The organism is Pseudomonas sp. GW822-FHT03F04, assembly GCF_058801405.1.
Genome location: NZ_JBXANF010000007.1, coordinates 346,418 through 364,551, shown reverse-complemented (window position 1 = coordinate 364,551; position 18,134 = coordinate 346,418). Strand labels below are relative to the sequence as shown.

Here is an 18,134-nt window from a genome sequence, read left to right as displayed (position 1 = left end):
CTGCGAGCGGCGCCTCTTTCGAGGGGCGCCGCTTTCAGCTCAGGAACCGCAATGACCAAAGTCGACTTCTACATCCTGCCCAGTGCCGATCCTTCGGCGCGTCTGGATTTTGCCTGCAAGCTCACCGAGAAAGCCTGGCGCATGGGCCACCGCATCTACCTGCATTGCAGCGATGCCGCCCAACGCGAAGACCTCGATGCGCGACTGTGGGCGTTCAAGGGCGAAACCTTCGTGCCCCATGGCCCGGCCGAGAGCGAACCGGAAGGTTTGATTGTGTTGGGATTGGGCGATGACTGCGGCCAGCACGCGGACTTGCTGGTCAACCTCGACCTGAAGGTCCCGGCCTTCGCCAACAAGTTCGCCCGAGTGGCGGAAGTGGTGGTGGAAGATCCGGCGATCCGTGCGGCTGCGCGGGAGAGTTTCCGTTTCTACCGGGAACAGGGCTATCCTCTGCAAGACCACCGTTTACAGCGACTCTGAGTACGCCGATGGACACTCCAAAACCGCTGCAAAAACCCGCGCACTTGCTGGATGACCTCGAGTCGATCCGCCAGTTGCTGGGCGATGACAACCTGCAACCGCCGCTTTTGACCGATACGGTCGATGATGGCGAACAGGAACAGATTCCGATGCTGTTCGACTCGGTCGCCACTGAGCCACCCGCCGTCGAACCGCCACCTGCTACCGTCGCGAAACCCGCCACCGCGCCCGTCGCACCTGTGGACAAAGGCCCCGACGCGCTGCTGCACCTGGACAGCGAACTGCGCGCCGCTGCGCAACTGATCATGCAAGACGTGATCGACGACTTCGCCCCGCACATCGAAACCGAAATCAAACGTCGCCTCGAGGCACGGATGGAACGGCTTCTGAGCCAGTACGAATAATCGACGGTGGGAGCCGTCGCACGGTTGCTCCCACTTTTAGATCCCCACCCGGCCCGCCCCGCTCGCCCTGCGCCCCATGCCCCGCTATACTTCCCGGCTTTTCCTGAATAAATGCCAATAGGGTCCCGCCGCGCATGGATAAGACCTACCAGCCGCACGCCATTGAAACTTCCTGGTACAACACCTGGGAGTCCGAGAACTACTTCGCCCCGCAAGGCGCGGGCGACTCCTACACCATCATGATCCCGCCGCCGAACGTCACCGGCAGCCTGCACATGGGTCACGGTTTCAACAACGCGATCATGGACGCCCTGATCCGTTTCCGCCGCATGCAGGGTCGCAACACCCTGTGGCAACCGGGCACCGACCACGCCGGTATCGCCACGCAGATGCTGGTGGAGCGTCAACTCGAAGCCCAGGGCCAGAATCGCCACGATCTGGGCCGCGAAAAATTCCTCGAGAAAGTCTGGGAGTGGAAGGAACAGTCCGGCGGCAACATCAGCCGTCAGATCCGCCGCCTCGGCTCGTCCGTGGACTGGAGCCGCGAGCGCTTCACCATGGACGACGGCCTCTCGGAAGCCGTTAAAGAAGCGTTCGTGCGCCTGCACGAAGACGGTCTGATCTATCGCGGCAAGCGCCTGGTCAACTGGGACACCAAGCTGCACACGGCGATTTCCGACCTCGAAGTGGAAAACCACGACGAGAAAGGTTTCCTGTGGAACCTGAAATACCCGCTGGCCGACGGCGCAAAAACTGCTGAAGGCAACGATTTCCTGATCGTCGCGACCACCCGTCCGGAAACCATGCTCGGCGACTCCGCCGTCGCGGTGAATCCGAACGACGAGCGCTACAAAGCCCTGATCGGCAAATTCGTCGAGCTGCCGCTGGTCGGCCGCCGCATTCCGATCATCGCCGACGATTACTGCGATCCTGAATTCGGCACCGGCTGCGTGAAAATCACCCCGGCCCACGATTTCAACGACTACGAAGTCGGCAAGCGCCACAACCTGCCGCTGCTGAACATCTTCGACAAGAACGCCAACGTGCTGCCGGCAGCGCAGGTGTTCAACCTCGACGGCACGCTGAACGACAGCATCGACGGCAAGATTCCGGCCGAGTACGCCGGTCTCGAGCGTTTCGAAGCGCGCAAGCAGATCGTGGCTGCGTTCGACGCCGCCGGCCTGCTGGTCAGCGTCGACGACCACAACCTGAAAGTGCCGAAAGGCGACCGCTCCGGCACCGTCATCGAGCCGTGGCTGACCGACCAGTGGTACGTGTCCACCAAGCCGCTGGCCGAGCCTGCGATTGCTGCCGTTGAAGACGGCCGTATCCAGTTCGTGCCGAAGCAGTACGAAAACATGTACTTCTCGTGGATGCGCGACATCCAGGATTGGTGCATCAGCCGTCAACTGTGGTGGGGCCACCGGATTCCGGCCTGGTACGACGAGTCGGGCAAGGTCTACGTCGGTCGCGACGAAGCCGAAGTGCGTGCCAAGCACAACCTCGGCCCGGACGTTGCGCTGCAACAAGACAACGACGTTCTCGACACCTGGTTCAGTTCGGGCCTGTGGACCTTCTCCACCCTGGGCTGGCCGGAAAAGACCGAGTTCCTGAAGAAATTCCACTCCACCGACGTTCTGGTCACCGGTTTCGACATCATTTTCTTCTGGGTCGCCCGGATGATCATGCTGACCATGCACCTGATCAAGAACGAGGACGGCACGCCGCAGGTTCCGTTCAAGACCGTTTACGTGCACGGCCTGGTGCGTGATGGTCAGGGCCAGAAGATGTCCAAGTCCAAGGGCAACGTCCTGGACCCGCTGGACATCATCGACGGTATCGAGCTCGAAACCCTGGTGCAGAAACGCACCTCCGGTCTGATGCAGCCGAAACTGGCGAAGAAGATCGAGAAGCAGACCCGCGACGAGTTCGCCGACGGCATCGCCAGCTACGGCACCGACGCCCTGCGCTTCACGTTCTGCTCGCTGGCGTCCACCGGTCGCGACATCAAGTTCGACATGGGCCGCGTCGAAGGCTATCGCAACTTCTGCAACAAGATCTGGAACGCTGCGCGCTATGTTCTGGACAAGGGCGAAGACTGCGGCCAGAACGGCGAAGCTTACGAGCTGTCGCTGGCGGATCGCTGGATCATCTCGCAGCTGCAACGCACCGAAGCCGAAGTGACCCGCCAACTGGATCAGTTCCGTTTCGACCTGGCGGCACAAGCGCTGTACGAGTTCATCTGGAACCAGTACTGCGACTGGTACCTGGAACTGTCCAAGCCTGTGCTGTGGGACGAAAACGCGCCGGTCGAGCGTCAGCGCGGCACTCGCCGCACGCTGGTTCGCGTACTGGAAGTGGCGCTGCGCCTGGCGCATCCGTTCATGCCGTTCATCACTGAAGAAATCTGGCAGCGCATCGCGCCGCTGGCCGGCATTCAGGGCAAGACGATCATGCTGCAAGCCTGGCCGGTGGCCAACGAAGAGCGCATCGATCCGGCAGCCGAAGACGACATCGAATGGCTCAAGGGCCTGATGCTCGGCACGCGTAACATCCGTGGCGAAATGAACATCGGCCCGGGCAAACCGCTGCCGATTTACCTGAAAAACGTCACCGCTGAAGACCAGCGCCGCCTGACCGAGAACGAAGCGCTGCTGAAGAAGCTGGCGCGTCTGGAATCGATCACCGTACTGGCGGCCGGCGAAGAAGCGCCACTGTCCGCCACCGCACTGGTTGGCGAGATGGAAGTGCTGGTGCCGATGGCCGGTCTGATCGACAAGAACGCCGAACTGGCGCGTCTGGACAAGGAAATCCTGCGTCTGCAGGGCGAAGTCCAGCGTGTCGGCGGCAAGCTGTCCAACGCCGGTTTCGTTGACAAGGCTCCGGCCGAAGTCATCGAGAAGGAACGCGCCAAGCTGGCCGAGGCCGAACAGGCCCTGGGCAAACTGGCCGAGCAGCACGCGCGGATTGCCAGCCTGTAACGGCAAATCGCACTGAAAAAGGGAGGCCATGCGGCCTCCCTTTTTTGTGCCCGGCACTTTTCCGGCCTACAACCCGGTTCCCTGTGGGACAATAGCCGCCACTTTCAGCCATACCCGAATCGACCACGCCCATGAACGCCCCCCGCACACCTCGCCCCGCGCGCAAGAAGCCTGACTCCGCTACCCCGGCCAAGCCCGTGGAGCCGCGCAAAGAGGCCAGCCTGCACCCGCGCAATCGCCATCAGGGTCGTTACGACTTCCCGGCGCTGATCAAGACTACGCCGGAGCTGGCGAAGTTCGTGATCACCAACCCGTACGGCAAGGAAAGCATCGACTTCGCCAGCCCCGACGCGGTGCGCGTGTTCAACCGGGCGTTGCTCAAGTCGTTCTACGGCATCCAGCATTGGGATATCCCGGCCGATTACCTTTGCCCGCCAGTACCGGGTCGTGCCGATTACGTGCACTTCCTGGCTGACCTGCTGGCCAGCAACAACGACGGCGTGGTTCCGCGCGGCGCCATCGTCAACGTGCTGGACATCGGCATGGGCGCCAACTGCGTGTATCCGCTGATCGGCAACAGCGAATACCGCTGGCACTTCCTGGGCTCGGAAATCGACCCGACGGCCGTGGCTGCCGCAACAGCCATCGTCCAGTCCAACGATCTGAACAAGGTCATCAAGCTGCGCCAGCAAGAGAACCGCAAGCACATCCTGATCGGCCTGCTGGAACCTGGCGAGCGTTTTGACCTGACCATGTGCAACCCGCCGTTCCACGCGTCGATGGAAGAGGCCACCAAGGGCAGCGAGCGTAAGTGGCGCGCCCTCGGCAAGGCCGATCCGAAACGCAAATTGCCGGTGCTGAACTTTGGCGGTCAATCAGCCGAGTTGTGGTGTGAAGGCGGCGAAGCGCGCTTCGTGACGCAACTGATCGCCGAAAGTGCGAACTTTGCGCACAAGGTATTGTGGTTCAGCACCCTGGTCTCGAAAGCCTCGAACCTGCCTGCCATCGAAACCGCGCTGAAAAAGGTCGGCGCGCTGGAAAGCCAGGTAGTGGAAATGTCCCAGGGCCAGAAGCAGAGCCGCTTCGTCGCCTGGACCTTCCAGACCAAGTCCGAGCAGCAGATCTGGCGTCGCGAACGCTGGGTTCGCAAGTAATACGTTTCAACTGGGGCGGCGCTTGATCGCAAAGCAGCCGCCACTTCTGCTGAAACACAATCGGCAGGCACAAAAAAACCGTGCTCGGATCACTCCGGCGCACGGTTTTTTTTATCGCTGCGTCTTACTTGTTCACAGCGTCGGTCAGGCCTTTGGCCACAACCAGCTTGATCACTTTCTTGGCAGGGATTTCGATGGCAGCGCCAGTCGATGGGTTACGGCCAGTGCGGGCAGGACGCTCGGTCACTTTCAGCTTGCCGATACCTGGCAAGGTGATTTCGCCGCCGTTTTCCAGCTGATCAGCAACGATTTGGCCCAGTTGGTCCAGAGCGTTACGCGCGGTGGTTTTCGGCGCGTCGATAGCTTCAGCGATGTCGGCGATCAGTTGGTCTTTAGTAAGAGCCATGTAGTGTTCCTTCCCTATCAAATTCATATGGATTGCAGAGTGCAGTGTCAGCCATCGAGCCCGATCTTCTGGATCTGGCACCCTCGGCGATAACCACGACGAGTCGGGGTTATAGATGCCGAAATCAGGGTTTGGTTCGACCTGACAAATGCTGAATGCACGCTTAACGCAGTGACTACGCGTAAGACCGGGCAAAACTAGCACAGAGACAAGGAAATATCCGCCTCTAGCTAGCCAAATGGTCAGGTTTATTGCGCTAAATCGGTAAATAAATGCATAAGCGCCACCCCATGACCCCGAATTGCCCTTCAGCCCGCGCCAAAACCAGTGGTTGCGGTACACTGGGCGCTTTTTCGGGGGAGCCCGCCCTCCTCCCTTCCACTTGCCGAGAAGCCCATGCCGATCCGTCATTGCATCGTCCACCTGATCGACAAAAAACCCGATGGCACGCCCGCCGTTCTGCACGCCCGTGACTCTGAACTGGCCGAATCCGCCGCCATCGAGAACATGCTCGCCGACCTCAACGAGAGCTATAACGCCAAACAGGGCAAAGCCTGGGGGTTGTTTCATCCGGAGTCCGGTGCGTTTCCGTTCAGCGGCTGGCTGAAGGAATACATGGAAGGCGGCAAGGACTTCACCGCGTTCAGCAAAGTCGCGGTCGAGCATCTGCAAAAGCTGATGGAAGAGTCGAACCTCTCCGTCGGCGGCCACGTACTATTCGCCCACTACCAGCAAGGTATGACCGATTACCTGGCCATCGCTCTGCTGCACCACAGTGAAGGCGTGGCCGTGACCGATCAACTGGACGTGACCCCGTCGCGCCACCTCGACCTCGGTCAACTGCACCTGGCGGCGCGGATCAACGTCTCCGAGTGGCAGAACAACAAGCAGTCCAAGCAGTACATTTCGTTCATCAAGGGCAAGAACGGCAAGAAGGTCTCGGAATACTTCCGCGACTTCATCGGCTGCCAGGAAGGCGTCGACGGCCCGGGCGAGACCCGCACGCTGCTCAAGGCTTTCAGCGACTTCGTCGAGAGCGAAGATCTGCCGGAAGATTCCGCCCGCGAGAAGACCAAGACCCTGGTCGACTACGCCAGCAGCCAGGCCAAGCTCGGCGAGCCGATGGGCCTGGAAGAACTCTCGGAGCTGATCGACGAAGAACGCCCGAAGGCCTTCTACGACCACATCCGCAACAAGGATTACGGCCTGTCGCCGGAGATCCCGGCGGATAAGCGCACGCTCAACCAGTTCCGGCGCTTCACCGGCCGCGCCGAAGGCCTGTCGATCAGCTTCGAGGCGCACCTGCTGGGCTCGAAGATCGAATACGACGAAGAAGCTGGCACGCTGGTCATCAAAGGCCTGCCAACCTCGCTCACCGATCAGTTGAAGCGCCGCAACTGATGCTCGGCAATGTGCTGAAAAAGGTCGCACTGGTTCTGCTGGTGGTCGTGGTCTATCAGAACTGGGGCAAGATCGAGCGGGTGTTCAACCCGTCGCAGATGGCATCGGAGCAGGTCCGCGCCAACGCCAAGGTCGTGCTGTACACCACGGACTGGTGCGGGTACTGCAAGCAGACCAAGCGCTTTCTCGATCAGAAAGGGATTGCGTTCAAGGAATTCGATATCGAGAAGGACGCCGAGGCGCGCAAGGCGTACGAAGCGCTGGGCGGGCGCGGGATTCCGCTGATCGACGTCAATGGCACGTTGATTCGCGGGTTTGATCCGGACGAAATTCTTGCTGCACTGAAATGAACGAGGGAGCCATTGAGCTTCCTCATTTGTTTCAGCGTTTCTCGATACGGAAACCGAAACGCGGGAAGTGCACATGCACCACACCACCGCGTTCGTCTTCACGGCGCAGGATCAGCTCTTCGCGACCGGCAAACACCAATTCCCCAGCAACCGGATCAACGCCGTAATCAGTAGCCGCGATCACGACCTGCTGACCCGCTGCAAATCCGTTCGGATCAACAAACTGCTCATCAGGCAACGCTGCCGGCGTCGAATGGCGCGCAACCTCCAGCGCTTCTTCGGAACTCATGGCGCTGGCTGCACCGTGACCGAAGCCCAGCACCCGCCCGAGCCACGCGGACACTGCAGGGTAGTCATCCACCAGCGGTGCGGTAACGTGCGTAGCCTTGAGGAACCACAGCGGATGCGCCATGGCGAAGTCGGCAATCGATGGCTCGCCGAACAGGAAGTCTCCGTCCTCGCGCTGCAACTGCTGCTCCAGGCGCGCCATGATGGTCGGCCATTGATGTTTGGCCTGCTCGGCCGACAGTCTGGTCGCGCTGCCACCGCTGAACAGCCCGGCACGATCGGCCAGAAACGCCTTGATCGCTTCCGGCGGCAACTTGCCGAAACGCACCGCTACCGACTCCGGCTGAAACACCAGGCTCACCGCATGCTGGAACACCACCGAATCGGCCCAGGCAGCGAAACTGGCGGCGATCATTTCCTGACCTTCAGGGAAGAACGAAGGCTGGGCCTTCTCCTGCTCGAGGCGACGGGCGATCAGCGCGGTGTCGCAATAGATGTCGGCGCCGATCTGCAGCACCGGGGTCTTGCGGTAGCCGCCGGTCAGGGCAGTCAGGTCCGGTTTCGGCATCACCGGCGAGATGTGCACCGAACGCCAGGACAAACCCTTGAAACCCAACAGCAGCCGGGCCTTTTCGGCGAATGGAGAGGTCGGGTAATGATGCAGAATCAACTCGGACATGCTCGGCTCCGCCGCACAGAAAGTGAATCAGCAGCTTAGCGCGCAATTCGTTGGCGGCCTACGGATCCGGCTGATGGGAACCGATCAGTCAGGTTGATAAGACGACCGAAAACTCCAGAATGAAAAAACCGCCTCAGCCGAAACCGAGACGGTTGTTCTCACATCGACAATCCTTACATCAGGTCATCGAAGTGATCTCGCAGGAACTCGTAAAAGCGAAACGCTTTGAACGACCTCCATACGAGGCTCAGAGTACGTAGCAAAAGCTTCATACGTTTTGGCCTCCGGTTGGGGGCCAAACCTCCAGCGCGCTTACCGGACCACGTACGCCTTCGGAAGACACGCTAGTGTGTCCAGTGAGGCGGCCGGTTGTGATACCCCCTGAAAAATCATTCCGGCACGGGAGCAACTCCGTGTCAGAGGGCATGAAACCGTTACGCCAATCGGCCAGACCTCAATGGTTGCACTGTCATGCGAGCGGACAGATCGTAATCGGGTTTCTGACACACTGCTTAAACAAATGAATCAAAAACCGCATTTTTCTGAACGAGTGCTTTTAGACTTGCTCGATGGCATAAAGACGAATAATCTTCGTCCACGCTAGTGTGTCCAGTGAGACGCAGTAAACCCGGCCGCAAACCGAGGTTTACAGAAAAAACCGCCCCGCAAAGGCGGTTTTTTTTCGCCTGTCGTTTGTCTGAGGACACCGCTTCAACGTGCAGTGATTTCTACCGCTCGCAAACACCAGATCAATCAGGCCGATAAGACGCCACCAGGCATTCTTTCGCACTCTTCCTGAGCTTCTTGATCAACCGTTCCTGGCGCAATGCATCGCCCTTGTCGCGGCACAGCTCGGTGTAAACCAGCGCCATCGCCGGGCTTGAAAGAAAGAACCGCGCGCCCTTGCCGCTCTGATGCTTGGCAAAGCGACGCACGGGATCATCGCTGATCCCGCAGTACAGCGAACCATTGGCGGCGCGCACGAGGTAGACGAACCAGGATTTGCTCACTGGAACGTCGGCTTCGAGAGGATTTTCGCTGAGGCTGGTCACTGGGCAATAAAGGCGTGTGAAGAACAGGCCGCGATCTTATCAGCGACTCGCCTGAAATGCCTTCAGCCCTTTCAGCGCCTGGGCGCGGACGGCGTTGCGCACCAGCGGCGTCCAGCCCAGCAGCAAGCCCTTGAAGCCCAGTGCCTGGCGAGACCAGCGCCACAGATCAAAGTGGTCGTGATGTTCGCAGATCTTGCCGTCGCGAAAGACGAAGCGTGCCTGGATGTCGTTGATCACGATGTTGCCGGTCTGACTGAACAGGTAAGTCGCCACCCAGTGGGCGCCGCCGCTGCGCTCGTCGGCGCGGACGTTGTCGAAAGTCAGGGAGAAGTCCTTGGCCCGAGTGGTGAGCATGCGCCACATGTCGCCGGCATCGCGGCCGCGCAGTTCGCCGAAGGCCGGATCGCTGAACACCACGTCGTCGGTGTAGCAGGAGGCCATGGCCTCGGCGTCGAGGCGTTGGAAAGCCTGATAGAAACGGGTGATCAACGCGCTGTGGGCTTCTTCACTCATGGGCAATCTCCAGGAAAGGTACAGATTGCCAGCACGATAATCCGCAAACGCCCGAAACACTATCGGCATTCGCATTCCGAATACCGACAGTGTGTGCGCGTCAGACCTTTTCGCTTTCGACCTGCACGTAAAGCGCGCGCCCGGCACCGAGACCGGCAAGGATCGCACCCGCACCGACGATGCCAAAGATCCAGCCCACGGCGTTCCAGCCGCCGGTCCAGTCATGCACCACGCCGACCGCGAACGGCCCCATGGACGCGAGGGTGTAGCCAAAACCCTGGGACATGCTCGACAGGTTCGCCGCGACATGGGAATCGCGCGAGCGCAGCACGATCAGGGTCAACGCCAGACTGAACGTCCCGCCCTGCCCCAGGCCCAGCAGAATCGCCCAGCCCCACAGCCCTTCGATCGGCGCATACAGGCAACCGAACAGACCGCCGAGGGTCAGCGCCATCACCACCACGATTGCCAGCCGCTGATCCTTGCCACGCGTAGCCAGCCACGGCGCTGCCAGAGAACTGGCGAGCTGAATGATCACCGAACCGGACAACACCAGACCGGCCTGAGTCGGCGTCAGCCCGCGTCCAATCAGAATCGACGGCAACCAGCCAAACACGATATAGGCCAGCGACGATTGCAGACCCATGTACAAGGTCACCTGCCAGGCGAGCGGATCACGCAGCAAGCCGCGCACCCGGTAGGCGACATTGTGTGCACCATGCTTCTGACCGATTTGTGGCAGCCAGAACACCGCAGCAACCAGCGCCGGAATCACCCAGAAACCCAGGCCCATGGCCCAGCTGTGGTCGAAGTGTTCGCTCAACGGCACGCTCGAACCCGCCGCCATCGCCGCGCCCAGGCACAGGGCCATGGTGTAGACGCCGGTCATGGTGCCGGCGTGTTTGGCGAAGTCGCGTTTGACGATACCGGGCAGCAAGACGCCGATGATGCCGATACTCGCGCCACCCAGAACGCTGCCGGCGAACAGACCGATTTCACCGAAGTTGCTGCGCAGGATGATGCCGCCGGCCAGTGTCAGAAGAATCCCCAGCACCACCCGCTCGGCACCGAAACGTCGCGCCAGCACCGGAGCCAAAGGGGCGAACAGACCGAGGCACAACACCGGCAACGTCGTCAGCAACCCCGCCTGAGCGGCGGACAAGCCAAGGCTTTTCGACACTTCACTGAGCAGCGGCGCCATGCTCGACAGCGCCGGACGCAAGTTCAGCGCCACCAGAATCAGGCCCAACAGCAACAGCCATGGGCGACGTACCAGCGGATGACTTTGCTGCACCTGCTCGTCGTCGGCCTCGGCATCGATCAGCAACTCCTCCAGTTCGGCGGTGCGCTTCGGGGCGTTGACGGCTTCAGGGCGGGACATGGTTTTCTCGGTTTCAGGGTTCATTGATCAGTTGCCTCGACAGGGCTTTGGCCCGTTCCGGATCACGCTGTTCGACGGCTTCGAACAGGGCGATGTGCAAATCGAAGACTTCCTGTCGACGAGGGACGATGTTCAGGGTCTGGCGCAATTGCGCGCCGACGATGCTGGAGAAATAGCGATACAGCTCGCTGAGCGTCGGGTTGTGCGCGGCATCCACCAGGCGGCGGTGAAACACCAGGTCACAGGCAATGTAACTGTCGAGATCGCCGTGATAGTGGCTGCCGGCAACGCCAAGCGCCTCGCGCAGGCCCGCCAGATCCTCATCGGTACGGCGCAACGCCGCCAGGCCGATGGCTTCGACTTCAAGGATGTGCCGGGTTTCCCGAGCCTGATCCAGTGAGCACTTGGACAGCGCCTTGAGCGTGTCCATCGGATCGACCACCGCCCGCAGATAACTGCCATCGCCCTGACGGATCTCGATCAATCCGGAGAACGCCAGCACCCGCATCGCCTCGCGCACGGTGTTACGGCTGATACCGAGTTCGGCGCACAGCTCAGGCTCGGTCGGCAAGCGCTGACCGACCTGCCAGGTGCCGTCGGTGATGCGCTGTCGCAATAGATCCAGGGCCTGATCGACCAGGGATCGCTTAATGAGTGGAGAAATGTCTGACATAGGATTCGCCCTTTCATCCAATCATGGGATGAATTTTCTGACATGTTAGTCAGCTCCATGTAGGACGGCAACCACCTAGGTTGATTAGGAGGCAAATGAAGCGGGATTTTCGATTGGTCAAAATTACCCTTTAAGGGTAATTTCAGGGACAGGGTTTTGGTTTCTTATGGAAAAGAACACACCCCATTACGACTTGGCGGTGATCAAGGCTGAGGTCAGACGACGTGGAAGACAGGCATTCACCAAGAGCGCAGAAAAAACCGGACTGGATCTCGGTTTCAGCATCCTGGAGATGCAAGAGATCGTTTTCGAATTGCAGAACAGGATGTTGTACAAGTCAATGACCACCTATGACGATCATCGAGTCTGGCAAGACGTGTATCACATCCACTCACACGATCTGGAGATTTACATCAAGGTGACATACCGCCCCGAAGGTGGCCCACCGATAATCTCCTTCAAGGAGAAAAACCAATGAAGACCCGGCAATGTTTCAGCTGCGGTGCACGTGAGGGAATGACACATTTCGAGGGCCGCGGCGAAACCATCAGTGTCAAAGGCATGGAACGTCGTATCGATGATCTTGCTGGCTGGGAATGTCGGAAATGCGGTGAGGTCGAGTGGGACGCCGATACCGATAGTGCAGAACGCTACACGCAAGCCGGTGATGATCTGGTGATCGCTGCCCGACAAATGATCGGTAACGAAATGAAGCGCATCCGGCGCAAATTGCACCTGACGCAAAAAGAAACGGTGCAACTGCTGTCAGGTGGCGGACACAACGCATTTTCCCGCTATGAGCGCGGCGAAGTGCTTCCGCCGAAGGCGTTGATGTTGCTGATGCGCCTGCTCGATCGCTATCCGCACTTGCTTGCCGATGCGAAAGCCTTGGGTGAAGGGGCGGATCTGAGGAACGCCTTCAAGTATGCCGAGCACAAAGAACACGAAACCCTCACCATGTCCTGATCCCTCAAAAAACAAACCCGGCACAAGGCCGGGTTTGTTTTACCCATCTGATATCAATGCAGAATCTGACTCAGGAACAACTTGGTCCGCTCATTCTGCGGATTGTCGAAGAAGTCGTTCGGTGCCGCCTGCTCGACGATTTCGCCTTTGTCCATGAAGATCACGCGGTTGGCCACGGTGCGGGCGAAACCCATTTCGTGGGTCACGCAGAGCATCGTCATGCCGTCTTCGGCCAGGCCGATCATGGTGTCCAGAACTTCTTTCACCATCTCCGGGTCGAGCGCCGAGGTCGGTTCGTCGAACAGCATGATTTTCGGTTTCATGCACAGCGCGCGAGCAATCGCCACACGCTGTTGCTGACCGCCGGACAGTTGCCCGGGGAACTTGTGCGCCTGCTCCGGAATGCGTACGCGTTCCAGATAATGCATGGCGATTTCCTCGGCCTTGCGCTTGGGCATCTTGCGCACCCACATCGGCGCCAGGGTGCAGTTCTGCAGAATGGTCAGGTGCGGGAACAGGTTGAAGTGCTGGAACACCATGCCGACTTCACGACGGATCGCTTCAATCTGCTTGAGATCGTTGGTCAGCTCGACGCCATCGACCACGATGCGGCCCTGCTGGTGTTCTTCCAGACGGTTCAGGCAGCGGATGGTGGTGGACTTGCCGGAACCCGACGGGCCGCACAGCACGATACGCTCGCCCTGCTTGACGTTGAGGTTGATGTCTTTCAGCACGTGGAACTGGCCGTACCACTTGTTCACGCCCTGCATCTGAATGATGCCTTCAGGGCCCACTGGCTTTTTGATTGCTTCGCTCATCGAAAAAACTCCTAACGCTTGTGGCCAGTGTCGAGCTTGCGTTCCAGATGCATGGAATAGCGCGACATACCAAAACAGAAAATCCAGAACACCAGGGCGGCGAACACGTAGCCTTCGGTGGCCATGCCCAGCCATTTCGGATCGGCAGCGGCTTGTTTGACGCTGTTGAGCAGGTCAAAGAGGCCGATGATGATCACAAGGCTGGTGTCCTTGAACAGCGCGATGAAGGTGTTGACGATGCCGGGAATCACCAGCTTCAGGGCTTGCGGCAGAATCACCAGGCCCATGGCGCGCCAGTAACCGAGGCCCATCGCGGCAGCGGCTTCGTACTGACCTTTGGGGATCGCTTGCAGACCGCCGCGCACCACTTCGGCGACGTAGGCCGACTGGAACAGGATCACGCCGATCAGCGCCCGCAGCAGCTTGTCGAAGTTCATGCCTTCAGGCAGGAACAGCGGCAGCATCACCGAAGACATGAACAGCACAGTGATCAGCGGCACGCCGCGCCAGAACTCGATGAACGTCACGCAGACCACACGAATGGCCGGCATGTTCGAACGCCGTCCCAGCGCCAGCATGATCCCCAGCGGCAACGCGCCGGCGATGCCGACGGTGGCGATCACCAGGGTCAGCATCAGGCCGCCCCACTGGCTGGTGGCAACGGCGCTCAGACCGAACACGCCGCCATGCAGCAGGCACCAGGCAACAATCGGATACACCACCAGGAAGCTCAGCCCGTATACCGCTTTACGCGGCACGCGCTTGATGAACAGCGGGGCCACACCGATGACCGCCAGCCACACGGTCAGGTCCACGCGCCAGCGCAGATCCGCCGGATAGTAGCCGTACATGAACTGACCGAAACGCTGTTCGATGAACACCCAGCAAGCGCCCGCCTTGGTGCAGTCGGCGCGGGTAGTGCCGACCCAGTTGGCATCGAAGATCGCCCAGCTGAGCAACGGCGGAATCACCAGGTAGATCAGGTAGAACGCAAACAGGGTCAGCAGGGTGTTGAGCCAGCTGGAGAACATGTTCGCGCGTATCCACGCCATCGGGCCGAAGACCTTGGCCGGCGGTGGCATGTCGGGTTTGAAAGTATGAGTACTCATGCGCTATTCCTTACCGCTCGATCAGCGCAATGCGCTTGTTGTACCAGTTCATCAGCAGGGAAATGCTGATACTGATCGCCAGGTACACGCTCATGGTGATGGCAATGACTTCGATCGCCTGACCGGTCTGGTTCAGCACGGTGCCGGCGAACAGCGAAACCATTTCCGGGTAACCGATACCGGCCGCCAGCGAGGAGTTCTTCGCCAGGTTCAGGTATTGGCTGGTCAGCGGCGGAATGATCACGCGCAGCGCTTGCGGAATGATCACCTTGCGCAAGGTCGGGCCGTTGCGCAGGCCGAGGGAACGGGCCGCTTCGGTCTGGCCGTGGCTGACCGACTTGATCCCCGAACGCACGATCTCGGCGATGAACGCCGCGGTGTACACGGTCAGGGCCAGGGTCAGGGCCAGCAGTTCCGGGATCAGTACCCAGCCGCCGACGAAGTTGAAGCCTTGCAGCTTCGGCATTTCCCAATGCAGCGGCGCGCCGAAGATCAGCGCACACAGCGTCGGAATGACCAGCAGGATTCCCAGGCCGACCCAGAACTTGTGGAACGGCTCGCCGGTTTCCTCGAAGCGCTTGTTGGCCCAGCGGCTCATCAGCACGATGCCGACGATAGCCACCACGACACTGACCACGAACGCCCAGAAGCCGTCGGCCATCTGCGCGGCCGGCATGTTCAGGCCACGGCTGCTGACGAAGAAAGTGTCGCCGAAGTTGTGGCTGTTACGCGGCCCCGGCATGGTCAGGAACACCGCGAAATACCAGAACAGGATTTGCAGCAGCGGCGGAATGTTGCGGAAGACTTCCACATACACGGTCGCCAGCTTGCTGATGATCCAGTTCGGCGACAGCCGCGCCACACCGATGATGAAGCCCAGCAGGGTCGCCAGGATCACGCCGATGAAGGTCACCAGCAAGGTGTTGAGCAGGCCGATCACGAACACGCGGGCATAGCTGTCCGCTTCGGTGTAGGAGATCAGGTGTTGAGCGATGCCGAACCCGGCACTGCGCTCCAGAAAGCTGAACCCGGACGTGATGCCCCGGTGCTGAAGGTTGGTCTGGGTGTTGTCGAACAGATACCAGCCCATGGCGACCACCGCCACAACGGTGATGATCTGGAATAGCCACGCACGCACACGTGGATCGCTGAGGCTGAACCTCTGCTTTGGTGCGCCGATTGAATTTTGCATGAAGTGCCCCGCAAGAAATGGAACAGAACATCACCCGGCGGTTGGCCCGCCGGGTGATAGAACCATTAGCGCACTGGTGGTGCGTACTGAATGCCGCCGTTGTTCCACAGCGCGTTCAGGCCACGGTCGATTTCCAGCGGAGTGCTCTTGCCGAGGTTTTTCTCGAAGATTTCGCCGTAGTTACCCACCTGGGAAACGATTTTCACGACCCAGTCCTTCGGCAGTTTCAGATCCTTGCCGTACTCGCCGTCGCCACCCAGCAGACGGGCAACGTCCGGGTTCTTGGTGGATTTGGCTTCTTCGAGTACGTTTTTCGAAGTGATGCCGGCTTCTTCAGCGTTGAGCAGCGCGTAGCCGACCCAGCGCACGATGGCCAGCCACTCGTCGTCGCCGTTACGCACGACCGGGCCCAGAGGTTCCTTGGAAATGGTTTCCGGCAGAACCACGTAGTCCTTCGGCGAGGCCAGCTTGCTGCGCTGGGCGAAGAGTTGGGACTTGTCGGAGGTCAGCACGTCGCAACGACCGGATTCCAGCGACTTGGCGCTTTCATCGGAGGTGTCGAAAGTGATCGGGGTGTACTTCAGGCCGTTGGCGCGGAAGTAGTCGGACACGTTCAGCTCGGTGGTGGTACCGGCTTGAATGCAGATGGTCGCGCCGTCGAGTTCCTTGGCACTTTTCACGCCCAGCTTGTTGTTGGCCAGGAAGCCCACGCCGTCGTAGTAAGTGATGAAGCCAGGGAATTTCAGGCCCATGCCCGCGTCACGGGAGCTGGTCATGGTGGTGTTGCGCGACAGGATGTCGATCTCGCCGGACTGCAGAGCAGTGAAGCGCTCCTTGGCGTTCAACTGACTGAACTTGACCTTGGTCGCATCGCCGAACACGGCAGCGGCCACGGCACGGCAGACGTCGGCGTCGATGCCGAGGATCTTGCCGGTCGAATCCGGTACGGAGAAGCCCGGCAGACCGTCGCTGACGCCACACTGCACGAAACCTTTCTTCTGTACCGCATCCAGGGTTGCACCCGCCTGAGCGAACCCGCTGACGCCGAGGACTGCTGCAGCAGTCACGACCGCCAGAGTGGATTTCAACATCTTCATTCAAACCTCCAGTTTTGCTCTTGTTGTGTCGGAGCTTGAGTCCAGTCGCACCCTTTTGAGGCGTTGTTGACCCGTGTTGGCTTTTTATGGGGTCAACCGACGCAGGACCTTCGCTATGAGTCTAGTAGGAGAAAATCCACATCATGGACAACTCACTTCTCACCAGTCGGCCGAACGGGCTGTAGCCCTTTCACGTTCGCGAAGCCCATTGCGGCCATTGGCGAACATCCATCACCGGATTCTTTGCTATCCCGTCGCCGGGCGTTCACTGATAGTGTTACCGCCAGGCGCGAGATCGATTGCACGACTACCTCATAGCAAAGCCCGTACCACACCGCTCGCTGAAGCGATTGAGCGACAGGTCAATAGCAAAACTTGTAGCCTTGCGACATCTTCTTAACGGATCAACCGGGCGCGCACCCCAATCACGCACTTAATGAGAGCGCCCGCACATTTTTGGAGCAGCCATGACCGAGCCCTTGATTCTTCAGCCTGTTAAGGCAGCCGACGCCTGCGTGATCTGGCTGCACGGCCTCGGCGCCGACCGCTATGACTTTCTGCCGGTGGCCGAGGCCTTGCAGGAAAGCCTGCTGAGCACGCGCTTCGTTTTGCCCCAGGCACCGACCCGTCCGGTGACAATAAATGGCGGTTATGCCATGCCGAGCTGGTACGACATCAAGGCGATGAGCCCGGCTCGTGCCATCGACCGCGATGAGCTGGAAGCGTCCGCCGATCACGTCATCGAATTGATCGAACAACAGCGCGCCAGCGGAATAGACGCTTCGCGGATTTTCCTTGCCGGATTTTCCCAGGGCGGTGCCGTGGTCTATCACACCGCGTTTCTGAAATGGCAGGGGCCGTTGGGTGGCGTGTTGGCGTTGTCGACCTACGCGCCAACGTTCAGCGACGAACTGGAGTTGTCCGCCAGCCAGCAACGGATTCCGGTGCTGGCGCTGCACGGCCAGTTCGACAACGTGGTGCAGAACTCCATGGGCCGCACGGCGTATGAGTATCTCAAGGCCCATGGTGTCACCGTGACATGGCAGGAATACCCAATGGAGCACGAAGTGTTACCCGAAGAAATTCGCGACATCGGCGTGTGGCTGAGCGAACGCCTGCGCTGATCGTCCGGGGCTCGATTTTCCAGTGGTCGGGCCCCTTTGATCATCCCACTACGCCGCGCCCGTTTC

Annotated in this window: 19 protein-coding genes; 9 read left to right on the top strand and 10 right to left on the bottom strand. The window is 59.9% G+C overall.

Annotated features, from left to right (window positions below; translation table 11 throughout):
• Positions 1-51: 51 nt before the first annotated feature.
• The 4 genes from AC1RMX_RS18925 (at position 52) to rlmF (ending at position 5,019) form a co-directional block, all read left to right on the top strand.
• Positions 52-480, top strand: coding sequence for a DNA polymerase III subunit chi (locus AC1RMX_RS18925; protein WP_493072714.1), 429 nt, complete (start codon positions 52-54; stop codon positions 478-480).
• Positions 481-488: 8 nt separating this feature from the next.
• Positions 489-884, top strand: coding sequence for a DNA polymerase III subunit chi (locus tag AC1RMX_RS18920; RefSeq protein ID WP_192559852.1), 396 nt, complete (start codon positions 489-491; stop codon positions 882-884).
• A 134-nt stretch (positions 885-1,018) separates the two neighbouring features.
• Positions 1,019-3,865 carry a valine--tRNA ligase gene (locus AC1RMX_RS18915; RefSeq protein WP_096819202.1) on the top strand — a complete coding sequence of 949 codons (2,847 nt, stop codon included), beginning with the start codon at positions 1,019-1,021 and terminating at the stop codon, positions 3,863-3,865.
• 131 nt (positions 3,866-3,996) lie between these two features.
• A complete protein-coding gene (gene rlmF, locus AC1RMX_RS18910; RefSeq protein ID WP_096819200.1) occupies positions 3,997-5,019 on the top strand; it encodes a 23S rRNA (adenine(1618)-N(6))-methyltransferase RlmF in 1,023 nt (340 codons plus the stop codon).
• A 124-nt stretch (positions 5,020-5,143) separates the two neighbouring features.
• Here the strand turns inward: rlmF and AC1RMX_RS18905 are convergent, their stop codons facing one another.
• Positions 5,144-5,425: an HU family DNA-binding protein gene (locus AC1RMX_RS18905; protein WP_003221909.1), complete on the bottom strand. Its 282-nt coding sequence runs from the start codon at positions 5,423-5,425 to the stop codon at positions 5,144-5,146.
• A 396-nt stretch (positions 5,426-5,821) separates the two neighbouring features.
• On the opposite strand from AC1RMX_RS18905, the gene yejK reads away from it, so the two are divergent.
• Positions 5,822-6,826 carry a nucleoid-associated protein YejK gene (gene yejK / locus AC1RMX_RS18900; RefSeq protein WP_007957356.1) on the top strand — a complete coding sequence of 335 codons (1,005 nt, stop codon included), beginning with the start codon at positions 5,822-5,824 and terminating at the stop codon, positions 6,824-6,826.
• A complete protein-coding gene (locus AC1RMX_RS18895) occupies positions 6,826-7,176 on the top strand; it encodes a glutaredoxin family protein (protein ID WP_192559851.1) in 351 nt (116 codons plus the stop codon). Before yejK ends, AC1RMX_RS18895 begins: the two co-directional genes overlap by 1 nt.
• Before the next feature lie 31 nt (positions 7,177-7,207).
• Here the strand turns inward: AC1RMX_RS18895 and AC1RMX_RS18890 are convergent, their stop codons facing one another.
• The 5 genes from AC1RMX_RS18890 to AC1RMX_RS18870 form a co-directional block, all read right to left on the bottom strand.
• Entirely contained in the window at positions 7,208-8,143 is a 936-nt protein-coding gene (locus tag AC1RMX_RS18890) for a glutathione S-transferase family protein (protein WP_493072713.1), read from the bottom strand.
• Between the two features lie 749 nt (positions 8,144-8,892).
• Positions 8,893-9,195, bottom strand: a complete 303-nt coding sequence (locus AC1RMX_RS18885) for a GIY-YIG nuclease family protein (RefSeq protein ID WP_493072712.1) — start codon at positions 9,193-9,195, stop codon at positions 8,893-8,895.
• Positions 9,196-9,234: 39 nt separating this feature from the next.
• Positions 9,235-9,708 carry a nuclear transport factor 2 family protein gene (locus AC1RMX_RS18880; RefSeq protein WP_493072711.1) on the bottom strand — a complete coding sequence of 158 codons (474 nt, stop codon included), beginning with the start codon at positions 9,706-9,708 and terminating at the stop codon, positions 9,235-9,237.
• A 100-nt stretch (positions 9,709-9,808) separates the two neighbouring features.
• Positions 9,809-11,113, bottom strand: coding sequence for a CynX/NimT family MFS transporter (locus AC1RMX_RS18875; RefSeq protein ID WP_096819194.1), 1,305 nt, complete (start codon positions 11,111-11,113; stop codon positions 9,809-9,811).
• Complete coding sequence (locus tag AC1RMX_RS18870; protein WP_096819192.1) at positions 11,103-11,762, bottom strand: FadR/GntR family transcriptional regulator; 660 nt, start codon at positions 11,760-11,762, stop codon at positions 11,103-11,105. Before AC1RMX_RS18870 ends, AC1RMX_RS18875 begins: the two co-directional genes overlap by 11 nt.
• Positions 11,763-11,928: 166 nt before the next feature.
• On the opposite strand from AC1RMX_RS18870, the gene AC1RMX_RS18865 reads away from it, so the two are divergent.
• The gene (locus AC1RMX_RS18865; RefSeq protein ID WP_493072710.1) at positions 11,929-12,240 is read left to right on the top strand and encodes a type II toxin-antitoxin system MqsR family toxin; all 312 of its coding nucleotides are present in this window, start codon (positions 11,929-11,931) and stop codon (positions 12,238-12,240) included.
• Positions 12,237-12,728: a type II TA system antitoxin MqsA family protein gene (locus AC1RMX_RS18860; RefSeq protein ID WP_096819188.1), complete on the top strand. Its 492-nt coding sequence runs from the start codon at positions 12,237-12,239 to the stop codon at positions 12,726-12,728. Before AC1RMX_RS18865 ends, AC1RMX_RS18860 begins: the two co-directional genes overlap by 4 nt.
• 53 nt (positions 12,729-12,781) lie before the next feature.
• Here the strand turns inward: AC1RMX_RS18860 and AC1RMX_RS18855 are convergent, their stop codons facing one another.
• The 4 genes from AC1RMX_RS18855 to AC1RMX_RS18840 form a co-directional block, all read right to left on the bottom strand.
• Complete coding sequence (locus AC1RMX_RS18855) at positions 12,782-13,546, bottom strand: amino acid ABC transporter ATP-binding protein (RefSeq protein ID WP_008080191.1); 765 nt, start codon at positions 13,544-13,546, stop codon at positions 12,782-12,784.
• An 11-nt stretch (positions 13,547-13,557) separates the two neighbouring features.
• Positions 13,558-14,655, bottom strand: coding sequence for an amino acid ABC transporter permease (locus AC1RMX_RS18850; protein ID WP_096819186.1), 1,098 nt, complete (start codon positions 14,653-14,655; stop codon positions 13,558-13,560).
• 10 nt (positions 14,656-14,665) lie between these two features.
• Positions 14,666-15,847, bottom strand: coding sequence for an amino acid ABC transporter permease (locus AC1RMX_RS18845; protein WP_102619510.1), 1,182 nt, complete (start codon positions 15,845-15,847; stop codon positions 14,666-14,668).
• Positions 15,848-15,912: 65 nt separating this feature from the next.
• On the bottom strand, positions 15,913-16,944 hold the full coding sequence (locus AC1RMX_RS18840; protein ID WP_096819182.1) for an amino acid ABC transporter substrate-binding protein: 1,032 nt from the start codon (positions 16,942-16,944) through the stop codon (positions 15,913-15,915).
• Positions 16,945-17,411: 467 nt separating this feature from the next.
• Between AC1RMX_RS18840 and AC1RMX_RS18835 the strand changes: the two genes are divergently transcribed.
• Positions 17,412-18,068, top strand: coding sequence for an alpha/beta hydrolase (locus tag AC1RMX_RS18835; RefSeq protein WP_192559848.1), 657 nt, complete (start codon positions 17,412-17,414; stop codon positions 18,066-18,068).
• Positions 18,069-18,134: the final 66 nt, after the last annotated feature.